Consider the following 13,582-nt stretch of genomic DNA (forward strand, 5'->3'; position numbering starts at 1 on the left):
ATCATGCGTTGCAGCGGATGCCTCGCCCCGAAGTTATCCACAAGCCGGCGAGCGCCGCGGACACGGGTGACGCCACCTGTGCCGGAACCGCCCCTGCCGCTCACTAGAATCGGCTGACCCGACCCGGAGGCAGCATGAGCATCTCACTCGACTCGGAGGTCGCGCGCGCGGCCATCGCGAAGCGCGATCTCGTCGTCGATCTCGCACGCGTCGCCTGCGTGCTGCTCGTAGTGGTCATCCACCTGCTGATGATCGGCGTCGGCATCGGCGCCAACGGGGCGATCATCGCGTCGCGCCCGCTCGAGGCCCAGCCCTGGTTCGCGGCCGCGACGTGGGCGGGCCAGATCATGCCGCTGTTCTTCGCCCTCGGCGGCTTCACCGCGCTCACCGCGTGGCGCAGCCTCGAACGACGCGGCGGAGATCAGGTCGACTTCGTGCGGGGCCGGGTGCTGCGGCTCGCCCGACCCGCGCTGCCCCTCTTCCTGTTCTTCTCGGTCGCCCTGGGCGCCGCGACGCTCGCCGGTGTCGACCCCGCGTTGCTCGACACCGTTGCCACGGGCGTCGGCAGCCCGCTCTGGTTCCTCGGGGCGTTCCTGCTCGCGCAGTCGTTCGCCCCGATGATGGTTCGCCTGCACGAGACGGCACCCGCCCGCACCATGCTTGTGCTGTTCGCCGGTGCCGTGCTGGTCGACGCCGCGCGCATCGCCACCGGCATCGACGAGATCGGTCTCGCGAACCTCGTCTTCGTCTGGTTCTTCGTGCAGCAGCTCGGGTTCTGGTACTCCGACGGCTGGTTCAGGGCGCGTCGCCCCGCACAGCTGCTCGGGCTCGTCGCCATCGCGTACGCGGCCCTCGCCGGGCTCGTGGTCGCCGGGTGGTACTCCCCCGACATGCTCGTGAACCTCAACCCGCCGACCGTGCCGCTCGCCCTGCTCGGCGTCGCGCAGGTGAGCCTGCTCTCCCTCGTGCACCGACCCCTCGCCGCGCTCATGCGCGGCAGGCGCATGCAGGCGGGCGTCTTCTTCCTCGGCTCCCGCGCCATGACGATCTACCTCTGGCACCTCCCGGTGATCATCGCGGTCGCGGGCATTGCACTGCTCGTTCCGCCCCTCTCTCCCGCCCCGGGCAGTGCAGCCTGGTGGTTCTCGCGAATCATCGTCTTCGTCTCCGTGCTCGCCCTCGTGCTGCTCGTGTCGATGCCGCTCGCGCGATTCGAGACCGCATCGACCGCCGTCCCCGATGGCTTCACCCGCCCTGGCGGTCCGGCGACCCGGCTCGCCGCCGCGTTCACGTTCCTCCCGGCGTTCGCCGTGATGCAGTTCTTCCTCGACCTGCCGATCGCGATCGGCGGCGCGCTGTCGCTCGCGATCGCCCTCTGGCTGCTCCGGAGCCGGCCTGCCCGCAACGCCTAGACTGATCGGGCACTCGCGGGAGTGGTGAAATCGGCAGACACGCAGGATTTAGGTTCCTGTGCCTTCGGGCGTGTGGGTTCAAGTCCCACCTTCCGCACGCGGCGCGGCGACGCGAAATCCTGTCCAAGCGTCGGCAGTCGCGCTAGCGTCGAAACACCGACGCATCTGGAGGAACACACATGACCGATTTCGTGGACCCGCTCGAAGAGCCGCTGAGCCTCGACCGCGACCCCAACCGCCCCGCATCTCTCGATCCCGAGATCAGCGAGGAATGGGTCGAGTACGACGCCGACGGCAACGAGATCAAGAAGGACGACACCTCGGCCTGAGACGCAGGCGAACCCAGGCAGGCGCTGAACCGTCGGGCCGACCCTGAGCGTCAGGCCGACGGCGGCCCTGCCGTGATTCGCGCCCGCGCGTACGCCTCGATGCGCTCGGCGGGCACCGACCAGTCGGACTCGAGCCACCACGTGGCACCGGCCTCGGCCCACGGCCGCACGATCGCGGCGTCGGCCGCGGCATCGGTGCCGCTCGTCGTGCCCTCCTGGATCACGTCGAACGGTCGATCGGCGATCCCCAGGCGGGTGCGCTCGGCCCGGATCCAGGCGATCGCCTCGGCCGCAATCTCGGGGGTGAAGAGGCGCGTCTGCTCGTCGGCGCTCTCAGGCGAGTTGCCGGGGGGCGCGTAGTTCGGGATCCACCCGTCGTACCGAGCGACCCGGCGCATCGACTTCATCCGCGGCCAGAGCCCGACGACCCAGGTGGGAATGCGGGGCTGCTGCACGATCGCGGGCGGCAGCATCGAGTCGGTGCGCTTCGCGCGGTAGTGCTGCCCTTCGAACTCGAATGGCTCGGCTCGCCACATCTGCTGCATCAGCTCGAGCGACTCGTCGAGCAGTTCGGCGCGCTGCCTCCGCCCGGGGTCGTCTTCGAAGATCCAGAAGCGAGGCTCGGCCTCGGAGACGCCGAGGCCCGCCGAGAGGATGACGCGGCCGCCCGAGAGCCGGTCGACCGTCATGGTCTGGCCTGCGAGCTCCCATGGCCGGCGGCGCGGCACCGGCGTCAGCATCGTGCCGAGCTTGATGCGCTCCGTCACCATCGCGGCCGCCGCGAGCGTCGACCAGGGGTCGGTCGCCCAGATGCCCTCCCAGACGAAGAACCCGTGCCAGCCGGATGCCTCGGCGAGCTGCGCCAGCTCGACCGCGAGGCTCGGATCACTGCCCGTGTAGATGAAGCCGTGTCGCATGCGACCGAGCGTACGGTCGGCCACCGACATCCGCGGTCATCTTCGGCTCACGGAACCGGACATTCGTGTCAGGCGCTCAGGTGCGCCCCCTATGATGGTAAGGCAAACCTAACCTCACCGAAGGGTCGCCCCCATGACGATCGCCCCCACTGTCCCGGCCCGCACCGATGCCGAGCCCCTCGACGTCGCAGCGCTCGTGCGCGCGGCCTCCGCCGACGACCACAAGGCCGCCGAGTCCCGTGGCTACATCGTGCAGCTCATGGGCGGCGAACTCTCGCTCGAGGAGTACACGCGCTACCTCGCTCAGTTCGGCTGGGTCTACGAGGCACTCGAGGAGCGCGGCAGCCGGGACGGCGACCCGGCGGTCTTCGACCCCGAGCTCGCCCGCATGGCCGCGATCGAGGCCGACCTCGCCGCGCTCGGTGCCGCCGACTGGCGCACCTCGCACCCGGCGCTGCCCGCGACCGTCGAGTACGCCGCGCACCTGCGGGCGGTCTCCGGCGACGACGTGCGCTACCTCGCGCACCACTACACGCGCTACCTCGGCGACCTCTCGGGCGGCCAGGCCATCGCGCGTCTCGTGGCCCGCCACTACGGCGCCACCCCCGAGCAGTTGAGCTTCTACCGCTTCGACATCGCCGAAGACGGGGTCGTGCGCTACAAGCGCGGCTACCGCGAGGCGATGAACGACCTCGCGCTGGCGCCCGAGCAGGTCGACGTGCTCATCGCCGAGGTCCGCACCTCGTTCCGCATGAACAGCGCGATCTTCGAGGCACTCTCGGCCTGACCGCTGCGGCCGGTCCGGCCGCCCGTTTCACACGACGGCTCACCCCACGGGGTGAGCCGTCGTCATACTGCAGGCGGATGCCGCTCGCAATCCCCCTCGGTAGACTGCAACGAAACCACGCCGCTGACCCGGCAATCGCCGTGTCTCGACGCCGACAGGAGATCCCCCAGTGATCCACACCTCGCTCATCCCTTGGCTCGACCCCGAGACGATCATCTCGGGCGCCGGCCCGTGGGCGCTCGTCGTCGTCTGCGCGATCGTCTTCGCCGAGACCGGCCTGCTCGTCGGCTTCCTCCTGCCGGGTGACACGCTGCTGGTGATCTCGGGCCTGCTCACGCACACCTCGCTCGTCTTCGGCGTCGACATCTGGTGGGTGTGCCTCGCCATCGGCATCGCGGCGTTCATCGGCGGTGAAGTGGGCTATCTCATCGGCCACAAGTTCGGGCCACGCGTGTTCGAGCGCAAGGAGTCGGGCCTGTTCAGCGTCAAGAACGTCGAACGCACCAACGCCTTCTTCGAGCGCTTCGGCGCGCTCGCGATCATCCTCGCCCGCTTCGTGCCGATCGTCCGCACGTTCGCCCCGGTCGCAGCGGGCGTCGGGCACATGAACTACAAGAAGTACACGCTCTACAACCTCATCGGCGCGCTCATCTGGGGCGCCGGGCTCACGTACTTCGGCTACCTCATCGGCTACATCCCGCCGATCGCCGAGTTCGTGCAGGAGTACATCGACGTCATCCTCATCGGCGCCGTCGTGCTCACGCTCATCCCGACGCTCTGGCACTACTTCGCCTCAGCGCGCAAGGCGAAGCAGGCCGAAGCAGCCGGCGCCGACGTCATCACCGACGAAGAAGAGGCGGCCCATCTCGTGCTCGACCCCGAGGTCTTCGAGCGCGGCCCCGAAGAGCACTGATTCGCGACGCTAGACGAGGCGCCAGACGGTAGTGGTGCGCTGACCGGCGTCCCAGAGCACCGCCGCGAAGCTGTCCGCTCCGAGCGGTGCGATGCCCTCGACGAAGCCGTCACCGGCGTAGTCTTCCAGGTCGATCATCTCGACCAGGCCTGCGTTGGCGAGATCTCCATCCGCGAGGACCGGCCCCATCTCGGCGGCGAGGAGCAGGATGCGGCCGTCGGAGAGATGGCCACCCGAGACGTCGAATCCCATCTCCAGGTCGAGGATCGCGGCGTCCAGGGACGCGTCGATCGTGGGAACCGGCCATGTCGCCACGACAGCGCGCTCGGGATCGGACGGGTACGGGCTGAACAGAACCCGGTCTCCGAGCGGGCCGAACGACAGGGTGACGAGATCCTCGTCGCGGAAGATCTCCTCGACCTGGAGGCGGCCGCCAGCGTCTCGGATGGCGGTCTGAAGGTTGCCGTCCTGCCCCATCACGAAGTCGCACAGAACGACCGATTCAGTCGGGTGGCCATGCAGGTACGTCGCTGCGTCCTCTGCATCGACGACGACTTCGTCGATCACGGTGCCCGTGGGTTCGAGGAGCAGCACTCGGTGCGAATCGGAGGACGAGCGTCCCTCGCGAGGGGAGCTCGGCGCCGTCGCGATCAACCGACCCGACGGGAGGAAGACCGCGCCGTCCGCGGCGATCGCGACGCGCGCGACCGGCACCCCGAGATCGCCGGACACGATCCAGAGCTCGTGTTCAACGTTCGCCGCAAGGGAAGAGAGGTCGGGCGTCACCGCGAGCAGCTCGGCCGACGACGGGAGGCAGGTGGTCGAGCTGCGCTCGATCTCCGCAGCGTCGTTCCACACGATGAGGTCGCCGTCGTCCAACGAGACCAACCGCCCCGAGCGGCCGCTCGCGCTCGGCAGTCGCCCGCGGAGTTCATTCACGATCCCGACAAGCTCTGCGCGATGCCCCATCCGCCAATACTACGCAGCGAGGCGGAGGGCCCTGCGCGCCGCTCAGCAGTTGCGCGGGCACACGGCTGAACAGCTTCGGCACCGTGCGGAGCGTCCCACACGTCTCACGGATGCCGCGACTGCTCCTGTTCCGCCCGGCCGGCCGGCTCGAGCTGGAACGTCGAGTGCTCGACGTCGAAGTGCTCGCTGAGGCATCCGCCGAGCTCGTCGAGCAGTTCACCCGTGCGCCCCGAGGCGAAGACCTCGGGCTCGACCTCGACGTGCGCACTGAAGACGTGCGAGCCCGAGGTGATCGCCCACACGTGCACGTCGTGCACCGCCACGACGCCCGCCGTGCGCAGGATGTGCGCCCGGATCTCGGCGACGTCGGTGTCTTTGGGCGCCGATTCGAAGAGCACCCGCGCGACGTCGCGGAGCAGCGACAGGGCACGCGGCACGATGAGCGCGGCGATCAGGAGCGAGGCGATCGGGTCGGCGGCATCCCAGCCCGTGAAGACGATCACGAGCGCGGCGGCGATGACGAGCGCCGAGCCGATGAGGTCGCCGAGCACCTCGAGGTAGGCGCCGCGGAGGTTGATCGAGTCCTTCGCACCGCCCCGCAGCACGAGCATCGCCGCGACGTTCGCCACGAGTCCGATGGCGGCGACGACGAGCATCGGCACGCCCTGCACCTCGTGGGCCTCGCCCTCGGCACCGCTCACGAGTCGGCCGACGGCGCCGATCGCGACCGAGACCGCGACGACCACGAGGATCACGCCGTTCACGAGCGCCCCGAAGACCTCCGCACGCCGGTAGCCGTAGGTCTGGCGGTCGGTCGCAGGCCGGGCGGCGACGAACGCCGCGACGAGGGCGACGACGAGGCCGATGAGGTCGCTCGCCATGTGGCCCGCATCGGCGAGGAGCGCCAGCGAGCCGCTGAAGACGGCGCCGATCACCTGCACGATGAGGAAGGCGCCGATGATCGCGATGGCGATCCAGAGCCGGGTGCGGTTCGCGGTCGCTGCGTGGTCGTGATCGTGTGCCATGTCCCATCCAGCGTAGGCCGGGAATCGGCGATCGGCCCTAGATAGGAATGAGTCGCGTTCTCAGCCGGATCACGCGCCGTTCCCCCGCCCGCAGCGCGGGCTCAGCCGAGGCCCGAGCGGAACCCATCGCGCCAGCTCGGCCAGGTCGGCGTCCACCCGAGACCGCGCTTCGCCTTCGCGTTCGACGCGCCCCGCGCCTTCGTCATCATCGAGACGCCGTGCTCGCCGATGAGCGGCTTCACGACCCACGCCGGCACGTGCATCGGCGGCTTCGCTCCGATCGCCTCGGCGAGCGCCGGCAGCCAGTCCGAGACCGCGGCCGGCTCGTCGTCCACGATGTTGTAGACGCCGGCAGCGCCCCGGAGCACGGCAGCAGCGGTCGCGGATGCCGCGTCGTCGACGTGGCAGAACGAAGTGACCCCCGTGCCGCCTCCCACGAGCGGGAGCCTGCCGGCCGCGAGCATCGTCACCATCTCGCCCCCGCGCCCGAGCGCCTGCCCGGGGCCGTAGAGCGCCCCGTAGCGCAGCGCGAGTCCGCCGACACCGGTCGTCGCCTCCTCGACGTACCGGATCGCGGCGAGCGACTCCTTCGAGGCCGCCGTCGGATGCGGGTCGAGCGGATCCTCCTCGGTCTTCACCGCACCGCCGGTGCGTTCGTACGGCCAGCCCGCGAAGCTCTGCGCGATGAATCGCCTCATGCCGACCTCCGCGCCCGCCGCGAGCAGATGGTCGGTGCCCCGCGTGCGAAGCTCGTTCGTCGCGGCGAAGCCCCGATCGAAGTGCTTGAGATCCGACACGCCACCGCTGAGGGCGGTGAGCTCGTGCACGATCACCTCGGGCCTCGCCTCGAGCACGGCAGAGCGCACGGATGCCGCGTCGCGCCCGTCCATCACGAGGCCGTGCGCTCCGGCCGCGTCGATGGCGGCGACCCGCTCCGGCAGTGTCGTCGTGCCGAACACCTCATGCCCGTCCGCCAGCAGCAGCGGCACGAGCTTCGTTCCGATGGCGCCGGTGGCGCCGGCGATGAATACGCGCATCTCCGTCTCCCTCTCTCTCACCACCTCCGACGAGGACGGCATCGCATCCGTGACAGCGAGACCGCGATCCGTCGCGTGTGCCATCCTCGAAGCATGGCGATCACGGGCGAGACGCAGGAGGCCCTTCGCCCCCTCATGTTCTCCATCGCCTACCGAATGCTCGGGAGCGTCGTCGAGGCGGAGGACGTCGTGCAGGACGCCTACGTGCGCATCCACGAGCATCAGGCGGCGGGCGAGGAGATCCGCAATCCCGACGCCTTCGCCGTCACGATCACGACCCGACTCGCCATCGACGTGCTTCGCTCAGCCCGCCGCAACCGCGAGGTCTACGTCGGTCCGTGGATGCCGGAACCGCTGCCCGACGACGATGCGGATCCCGCCCATCGCATCGAGCGCGACGAGACGCTGTCGTTCGCGTTCCTCGCCGTGCTCGAGCGGCTCCGCCCCGTCGAGCGTGCAGTGTTCCTGCTGCGCGAGGTGTTCGCCTACGACTACCGTGCAATCGGCGAGGTCGTCGGTCGCGACGAGGCGGCGTGCCGCCAGATCCTGCACCGGGCGAAGACCCGCATCGCCGAGCGGCGGTCGCGATTCGACGGCGTCGACGAACGCGACTCCGCCCTGGCGGAGGCGTTCTTCGCGGCGGTCGAGGCTGGTGACGTCGACGGGCTCGTCGACCGCCTCGCCGACGACGTGGTGTTCTACGGCGACGGCGGCGGCCGGGCGCCCGCCATCCAGCACCCCATGCACGGCGCGGTCGCCGTGGCGCGATTCCTCGCCGGACTCGTTCGACGCGGGGCACAGGCCGGCGTGCGATTCGAGCTGCGTTCAGTGAACGGCGGCCCTGCGCTATGGGTCCGCGGTCCCGACGGAGCACTGCTGAGCGTGCTCATGGTGGAGTTCGCCGATGGCGCGGCACAGGTCATCGCGAACCAGCTGAACCCCGAGAAGCTCTCGCATCTCGGGCCGGTCGGCGACCTGTACGCACTCTTCAGCGGCCGCGCGGGCGCCTGAGGACTTCGATCAGGCCGGCGCGATCCAGCGGAGCGGCACCTCGATCGTGACCTCGGTGCCGCGACCGACGACGGTGTGCCAGTCGATCGTGCCGCTCAACTCGCCCTGGATGAGCGTGCGAACGATCTGCGTGCCGAGTCCCTCGCCGACCTTGCCCTCGGGCAGGCCCGAGCCGGTGTCGCGCACCGTGACGGTGAGCGTCGTCTGGGAGCGGTCGGCCGTGATCTCGACGTCGCCCTCCTGACCGGCGAGGCCGTGTTCCACGGCGTTCGTGACGAGCTCGGTCAGGGCGAGCGCGAGCGGCGTCGCGTACTCGCTCGGCAGCACTCCGAACGAACCCGATCGCTTGGGGTGGGCCGTCGTGTTGTGCGCTGCGGCGACCTCGGCGACCAGCAGCAGCGTGCGGTCGAACACCGCATCGAAGTCGACGTTCTGCGAGAGCCCCTCGGAGAGGGTGTCGTGCACGACGGCGATCGCGCCGACGCGGCGCATGGCCTGCGTGAGCGCCTCGCGCGCCTCGTCGGAGTGCGTGCGACGCGCCTGGATGCGCAGGAGCGAAGCGACGGTCTGCAGGTTGTTCTTCACCCGGTGGTGGATCTCGCGGATCGTCGCGTCCTTGGTGATGAGCTCCTGCTCCTGGTGGCGGAGCTCGGTGACGTCGCGGCTCAGCACGATCGCGCCGATGCGCTCACCGCGGTGCCGGATCGGGATCGCCCGGAGCGAGACGGTGACGCCCCTCGACTCGACGTCGGTGCGCCAGGGTGCACGGCCGGTCACCACGAGCGGAAGCGACTCGTCGACGACGAGCTTGCCCGCCAGGAGCCGCGTGGTGACCTCCGCGAGCGACTCCCCCTCGAGCTCGTCGTCGAATCCCATGCGGTTGAACGCCGAGAGCGCGTTGGGGCTCGCGAAGGTCGTGATGCCGTCGACGTCGAGGCGGATGAGGCCGTCGGAGGCGCGCGGGGCGCCGCGCCGCGGCCCGGTCGGCGCGCCGAGGTCGGGGAAGTCCCCCGACGCGATCATCTGGAAGAGCTCTTCGGCGCACTCGTTGAAGGTGAGTTCCTGTCGGCTCGGCGTGCGCGTCGCGCCGAGGTTCGTGTGGCGGGTGATGACGGCGACGGGTTCGGGTGCGACACTCGTGCCGGTCGTCGTGAGGCGGCGCATGACGGGCACGGCGCGCACTCGGGTCGGCATCTCCTCGTACCAGTCGGGAGCCGATGAATCGACGATGCGAGCGGTCGAGTAGGCCTGGCCGACGAGCTCGCGCCACTGCTGCTTGATCTCCTGGCCGACGAAGTCGCGGTAGAAGAGCGTCGCGGCGCTCGACGGACGCGAGTGCGCGACGGCGACGAACGCGTCGTCACCGGAGGGCACCCACAGCACGATATCGGCGAATGCGAGATCGGCGAGCAGCTGCAGGTCGCCGACGAGCATGTGCAGCCAGTCGACATCGGCCTGACTGCTGCGGCCCTGGGCGAGGACGAGATCACTGAGGGTCGACACGGTTCAAGCGTACTGCCCGGGCAGCACCTCAGCCGGTCGCCGCCCGTCGCAGGGCCGGAATCGCGAGAACACGACGGCGCGCCGGCTTCGGGGCGGGGAGGAACGCCTCGAGCGCGTAGTCGCGGATGGCCGTGCGCAACGGCGACCGCGGCGCCGCGTCGCGCAGTGTGCGAGCGGTGAGGATGGCGGCATCCGTCGCCCTGGAATCGTGCGGCAGGAGTGTCGCGTCGCCATGTCCGCCGAACCGGCGCAGCGTCTGGCGCACCTGGGCGTGGGCGTCGATGCCGAGCGCGCTCGTGCGCACGCGGTTCACGACGAGGTCGACTCGCTCGGGGTCGACGAGATCGACGAGATCGACATGCCCGCGAAGGAGCCGGGAGAGGCCGACGGGATCGGCGAGGCCCACGGCGACGACACGGTCGGCGGCGGCGAGCGCGGCGAAGGTCGCGGCATTGCGACGCGGCGCGAACTGGTCGCTCGTCAGCTCTTCATCGCGTTCGAGGCTGAAGCCGGTGTCGATCACCACGTACTCGACCCAGGCTCGCATCGCTCCGATCGCAGCGGTGACCCGGTCACCCGACAACTCGGGCCAACGGCTCGGGCCGACGAGTCCCGTGAACACGTTGAAGGCAGCGCGCGGCGCCGAGTAGCGCTGCGCGATGCGTTCGAGTTCGACGCGATCGAGTGCATCGCCGCCCGCGAGCCTGCATGCCGAGGCGAATCCCGGTGCCTCGTCGAGCAGGCCGAGCGTCGGGGCGATCGCTCCGCCGTAGGGGTCGCCGTCGACGAGCGCGACGGTGTGGCCGGCGGCTGCGATCTCGGCGGCGAGGTTCACGGCGAGGGTGCTGCGCCCGGGGGCTCCGCTCGGCCCCCAGACGGCGATGACGGATGCCGCGAGCTCCTGACGCGCGAGCGGGTCGCCGACCCGCGACGGTACCGGGACTCCGCCGCTCACGAGCGGTTCGATCTCGATCCACGGCGCCTCGTGGTCGACGACCTCGAGCAGGCCGAGCTGCGAGGCGTGAGCTCGCTCGGCGTCGCTCGCCGCGAGCGCGATCAGTCTGATGCCCCGTTCATCGCAGCCCGCGAGCAGCTCGGCGCTCAGCGTGGTGCGGGCAGCGCCGACGACGGCGACATCGGGGCCGAGCACGTCGAGGTTCTCGAGCAGGACGCGCCAGCTTGCCAACCGTGCGACGATCGTGTGGCCGTGCTCGATGATGTCGGCGAGGATGCGATCTTCAACGGAGCCGTCGAGCGCGAGCGCGAGCCGGGCCACGTCATTCCCCCGACGACCGGGCCGGCACGAGGTCGATCGCGTCGCCCGATGCCAATGCGCCGAGCAGTGCGGCCACCTTCTCGCGAGGCACCAGGAGTTCGACCGAGGTGCCGCCGGTCGAGACCATGCCCTCCGCCTCGATGACGCCCCCGATCTCGGCGTCCGACACGAGGACCGTGGGCGGCTCGTAGCCGCGCTCGGCCTCTTTCGCGGTCCAGACGTCGACCCTCGTTCCGGCGGCGACGTCGCTGGGCAGCGGCCCCCTGCTCGGGACGACGACGGTCGCGAGGCCGGTGCGATCGGTCTCGTCGACGGCGGCATCGGGCACGAGTTCGCCGGCCTCGATCGTGCGGGCGACGACGAGCCCGCCCTCGGGCAGCTCGCCGACGGTGAGATAGTGCGTCGCGCTCCCGCCGAGCCGCACGGTTTCGGTGGCGAGGTCGTCGGCGGTGACGGTCGTGCCGGGGGTCAGCGTGTCTCGCGCCGTGTAGACCTCGACACCGTCGTCGAGACCGGAGACGAGGCTCCACACGCCGAACGTCGAACCGGCGATCAGCACCACCCCGATGATCAGGCGAGGATCGAGACGGAGGGCTCCCCGCTCGCCGCGCTGGGGGCGACGTGCCATCATGTGCGTTCCCTTCTGGCCGGCGCCGGGTCGCGCCGTCGTCCATCGTCGCCTGAAGCCGCGACACGGGTCCGAAGTTATCCACAATCGTCGTCGCCGAGCCCCGGCCGGTCGATAATCAAGACATGACCTCTCCAGGTTCGGGCGACGAAATCGGCCGGTTCCTCACGCTCGCCGACGCGGCCGAGATCCTCGCCGTCGACGTCGTAGCGGTCGACGAGCTGATCCGCTCCGGCGAGCTGCCGGCGATCCGAGTCGGCACCGCCGGGCCGTGGCGCATCGAACGTGTGCAGCTCGAGGTCTGGATCGAGCTCCAGTACGAGGAGACCCGCAAGCTCTCGGCGTGGAACCAGGGCGAGTTCTCGAACATCGCCGAGCTCTCCGGCGCCCGCACCGGGCGGCTCCGGCCGGTCGACTGACGCCGCGCTCTCAGCGGAAGTCGACCACCAGCAGTCGCCCGAGCGGCACGATGCGGTAGCCGCGCACGGCGTTGTCACGGCGCGGCCGGTCGACGTCGTGCAGTGCGAGGTCGAGGTGATCGCGCGCGACCCGATCGATCGTGCCGTGCACCTCGCCGTCGACCGTGCAGAGGCGCACCGGGGTTCGGCGACGGCAGAGATCGCGCAGCACGAAGGGCAGCCCGATCCGTTCGGCGATGCGAGCGGATGCCTCGGGCACCGACTCGAGGCTCGGATCGAGCTGGGCGCGGGTGGGCAGCACGGCCGCGATCGCGGCGATGGGCACGACACACTGGGCGCCGCCCTGCGCGGGTTCCGCGGATCGACCGCTGACCCAGTCGCGGCCGAAGACCTGCGGCCGGAGCGACATCGTGCGGCCGCCGTGCAGTTCGATCGCGACGGCGGCGCCGGCGTCGTCGGGGGCCGATCGCGCGATCGCCGAGAGTCGATCCCGCAGGGTCAGGCGGCTGAGCCGCAGGCGCTCCTCCTCAATCGCGAGGGCGCGCTCCTCGTCACGCTGCTCCTGGTCGAGCTGCGACTCGAGGTCGTCGAACAGCAGGTCCCAACGCATGCAGCGACGCTACATCGCGATGCGCGCGTCTCCGAAACGTTATCCACAGGCGAGGAAATCTCTTGACACTGTTTCGACCGCTCATTTACGGTTCACACAGGCATCACCCATGTCCCCCACACGGGGGTGATCCTGTCGCACTGTCGAAAGACCATGCGAGCCACTCCTCCCCCATGGAGCACAGATGACCGCACGCGACGCGATCGGCACCCGAACCGCCGTGAATCGCAGCACTTCGGCGCACCTTCTCAGCGATGACGAGTTCTTCGGCCGCCAACCCGCACGGCGCACCGAGCTGCCCGATCCCGAGCCGCTCCTGCGCAGTCTCACCCACTGCGTCATCGAGGCGCTCTCGGGCGCACGCGATCTCGAGCAACTCGCGAGGTGGGTCGACGACGACGTCTACCGCAACCTGTCGAAGCGAGTCGTGCTCGCGGCCCGCGCACGTCGGGCCAAGGGCCAGTCGCCGCAGCGTCCGGCGTTCTCGATCGGTCGGGTGCATCTGCACGAACCGGTCGACGGCGTGATCGAGGCCGTCGTCATGGTGCACCAGCGGGCTCGATCCCGAGCCGTCGCGATCCGCATCGAGGGTTTCGACCAGCGATGGCGCGCAAGCGCCATCGGCGTGCTCTGAGACGTTCGGTTCACGGGGCGCTGCTCCCTCGGCCGACGCGCATCTCGCTGACGCGCGCCCGACCCTGCACGGGGCCGGTGAAGCACGAGACCCCGGTCGGTGCAGCGCCTCC

Annotated in this window: 15 protein-coding genes and 1 tRNA gene; 8 read left to right on the plus strand and 8 right to left on the minus strand. The window is 70.2% G+C overall.

Annotation, left to right across the window (positions count from 1 at the left end):
- Window positions 1–134 precede the first annotated feature (134 nt).
- From ACFTQE_RS09930 to ACFTQE_RS09940, 3 genes are all read left to right on the plus strand, one after another.
- The gene (locus ACFTQE_RS09930; protein ID WP_376924900.1) at window positions 135–1,412 is read left to right on the plus strand and encodes an acyltransferase; all 1,278 of its coding nucleotides are present in this window, start codon (window positions 135–137) and stop codon (window positions 1,410–1,412) included.
- Between the two features lie 15 nt (window positions 1,413–1,427).
- Window positions 1,428–1,509 (plus strand) — tRNA-Leu (locus ACFTQE_RS09935).
- Window positions 1,510–1,591: 82 nt separating this feature from the next.
- Entirely contained in the window at window positions 1,592–1,741 is a 150-nt protein-coding gene (locus tag ACFTQE_RS09940) for a hypothetical protein (RefSeq protein WP_376924901.1), read from the plus strand.
- 50 nt (window positions 1,742–1,791) lie between these two features.
- On the opposite strand, the gene ACFTQE_RS09945 is transcribed toward ACFTQE_RS09940, so the two are convergent.
- Window positions 1,792–2,658, minus strand: coding sequence for an LLM class flavin-dependent oxidoreductase (locus tag ACFTQE_RS09945; protein ID WP_376924902.1), 867 nt, complete (start codon window positions 2,656–2,658; stop codon window positions 1,792–1,794).
- 133 nt (window positions 2,659–2,791) lie between these two features.
- Between ACFTQE_RS09945 and ACFTQE_RS09950 the strand changes: the two genes are divergently transcribed.
- Entirely contained in the window at window positions 2,792–3,445 is a 654-nt protein-coding gene (locus tag ACFTQE_RS09950) for a heme oxygenase (biliverdin-producing) (protein ID WP_376924903.1), read from the plus strand.
- Between the two features lie 172 nt (window positions 3,446–3,617).
- Window positions 3,618–4,358, plus strand: coding sequence for a DedA family protein (locus tag ACFTQE_RS09955; protein WP_376924914.1), 741 nt, complete (start codon window positions 3,618–3,620; stop codon window positions 4,356–4,358).
- 9 nt (window positions 4,359–4,367) lie between these two features.
- Here ACFTQE_RS09955 and ACFTQE_RS09960 read toward each other — a convergent pair whose 3' ends face one another.
- The 3 genes from ACFTQE_RS09960 to ACFTQE_RS09970 form a co-directional block, all read right to left on the minus strand.
- Window positions 4,368–5,144 (minus strand): hypothetical protein, encoded by a 777-nt coding sequence (locus tag ACFTQE_RS09960; RefSeq protein WP_376924904.1) that lies wholly within the window; start codon window positions 5,142–5,144, stop codon window positions 4,368–4,370.
- A 287-nt stretch (window positions 5,145–5,431) separates the two neighbouring features.
- Window positions 5,432–6,352 (minus strand): cation diffusion facilitator family transporter, encoded by a 921-nt coding sequence (locus ACFTQE_RS09965; RefSeq protein ID WP_376924905.1) that lies wholly within the window; start codon window positions 6,350–6,352, stop codon window positions 5,432–5,434.
- Between the two features lie 101 nt (window positions 6,353–6,453).
- Complete coding sequence (locus tag ACFTQE_RS09970; RefSeq protein ID WP_376924906.1) at window positions 6,454–7,389, minus strand: NAD-dependent epimerase/dehydratase family protein; 936 nt, start codon at window positions 7,387–7,389, stop codon at window positions 6,454–6,456.
- Window positions 7,390–7,482: 93 nt separating this feature from the next.
- Here ACFTQE_RS09970 and ACFTQE_RS09975 point away from each other — a divergent pair, with 93 nt between their 5' ends.
- Entirely contained in the window at window positions 7,483–8,400 is a 918-nt protein-coding gene (locus ACFTQE_RS09975) for an RNA polymerase sigma-70 factor (RefSeq protein ID WP_376924907.1), read from the plus strand.
- Between the two features lie 9 nt (window positions 8,401–8,409).
- Here the strand turns inward: ACFTQE_RS09975 and ACFTQE_RS09980 are convergent, their stop codons facing one another.
- Genes ACFTQE_RS09980 through ACFTQE_RS09990 form a run of 3 tightly spaced genes read right to left on the minus strand, consistent with a single transcriptional unit; the run spans window position 8,410 to window position 11,810 of the window.
- Window positions 8,410–9,903 (minus strand): sensor histidine kinase, encoded by a 1,494-nt coding sequence (locus tag ACFTQE_RS09980; RefSeq protein ID WP_375834130.1) that lies wholly within the window; start codon window positions 9,901–9,903, stop codon window positions 8,410–8,412.
- 28 nt (window positions 9,904–9,931) lie between these two features.
- Complete coding sequence (locus ACFTQE_RS09985) at window positions 9,932–11,179, minus strand: CpaE family protein (protein WP_376924908.1); 1,248 nt, start codon at window positions 11,177–11,179, stop codon at window positions 9,932–9,934.
- A 1-nt stretch (window position 11,180) separates the two neighbouring features.
- Window positions 11,181–11,810 (minus strand): hypothetical protein, encoded by a 630-nt coding sequence (locus ACFTQE_RS09990; RefSeq protein ID WP_376924909.1) that lies wholly within the window; start codon window positions 11,808–11,810, stop codon window positions 11,181–11,183.
- 122 nt (window positions 11,811–11,932) lie between these two features.
- On the opposite strand from ACFTQE_RS09990, the gene ACFTQE_RS09995 reads away from it, so the two are divergent.
- Window positions 11,933–12,226, plus strand: coding sequence for a helix-turn-helix domain-containing protein (locus ACFTQE_RS09995; protein WP_376924910.1), 294 nt, complete (start codon window positions 11,933–11,935; stop codon window positions 12,224–12,226).
- Window positions 12,227–12,236: 10 nt separating this feature from the next.
- Here the strand turns inward: ACFTQE_RS09995 and ACFTQE_RS10000 are convergent, their stop codons facing one another.
- Window positions 12,237–12,836 (minus strand): hypothetical protein, encoded by a 600-nt coding sequence (locus ACFTQE_RS10000; protein WP_376924911.1) that lies wholly within the window; start codon window positions 12,834–12,836, stop codon window positions 12,237–12,239.
- A 184-nt stretch (window positions 12,837–13,020) separates the two neighbouring features.
- On the opposite strand from ACFTQE_RS10000, the gene ACFTQE_RS10005 reads away from it, so the two are divergent.
- Window positions 13,021–13,470 (plus strand): Rv3235 family protein, encoded by a 450-nt coding sequence (locus ACFTQE_RS10005; RefSeq protein WP_376924912.1) that lies wholly within the window; start codon window positions 13,021–13,023, stop codon window positions 13,468–13,470.
- The last annotated feature ends 112 nt before the right edge of the window (window positions 13,471–13,582 follow it).

Origin of the sequence: Agromyces sp. NPDC056965, assembly GCF_042673425.1 — a bacterium.
Taxonomy (GTDB): Bacteria; Actinomycetota; Actinomycetes; order Actinomycetales; family Microbacteriaceae; genus Agromyces.

Excerpts from the sequence above, each read along its gene's own strand:
- ACFTQE_RS09945 (WP_376924902.1), bottom strand. The coding sequence starts at position 2,658 with ATGCGACACGGCTTCATCTACACGGGCAGTGATCCGAGCCTCGCGGTC.
- ACFTQE_RS10005 (WP_376924912.1), top strand. The coding sequence starts at position 13,021 with ATGACCGCACGCGACGCGATCGGCACCCGAACCGCCGTGAATCGCAGC.
- ACFTQE_RS09995 (WP_376924910.1), top strand. The coding sequence starts at position 11,933 with ATGACCTCTCCAGGTTCGGGCGACGAAATCGGCCGGTTCCTCACGCTC.
- ACFTQE_RS09965 (WP_376924905.1), bottom strand. The coding sequence starts at position 6,352 with ATGGCACACGATCACGACCACGCAGCGACCGCGAACCGCACCCGGCTC.
- ACFTQE_RS10000 (WP_376924911.1), bottom strand. The coding sequence starts at position 12,836 with ATGCGTTGGGACCTGCTGTTCGACGACCTCGAGTCGCAGCTCGACCAG.
- ACFTQE_RS09930 (WP_376924900.1), top strand. The coding sequence starts at position 135 with ATGAGCATCTCACTCGACTCGGAGGTCGCGCGCGCGGCCATCGCGAAG.
- ACFTQE_RS09990 (WP_376924909.1), bottom strand. The coding sequence starts at position 11,810 with ATGATGGCACGTCGCCCCCAGCGCGGCGAGCGGGGAGCCCTCCGTCTC.
- ACFTQE_RS09970 (WP_376924906.1), bottom strand. The coding sequence starts at position 7,389 with ATGCGCGTATTCATCGCCGGCGCCACCGGCGCCATCGGAACGAAGCTC.
- ACFTQE_RS09940 (WP_376924901.1), top strand. The coding sequence starts at position 1,592 with ATGACCGATTTCGTGGACCCGCTCGAAGAGCCGCTGAGCCTCGACCGC.
- ACFTQE_RS09975 (WP_376924907.1), top strand. The coding sequence starts at position 7,483 with ATGGCGATCACGGGCGAGACGCAGGAGGCCCTTCGCCCCCTCATGTTC.
- ACFTQE_RS09950 (WP_376924903.1), top strand. The coding sequence starts at position 2,792 with ATGACGATCGCCCCCACTGTCCCGGCCCGCACCGATGCCGAGCCCCTC.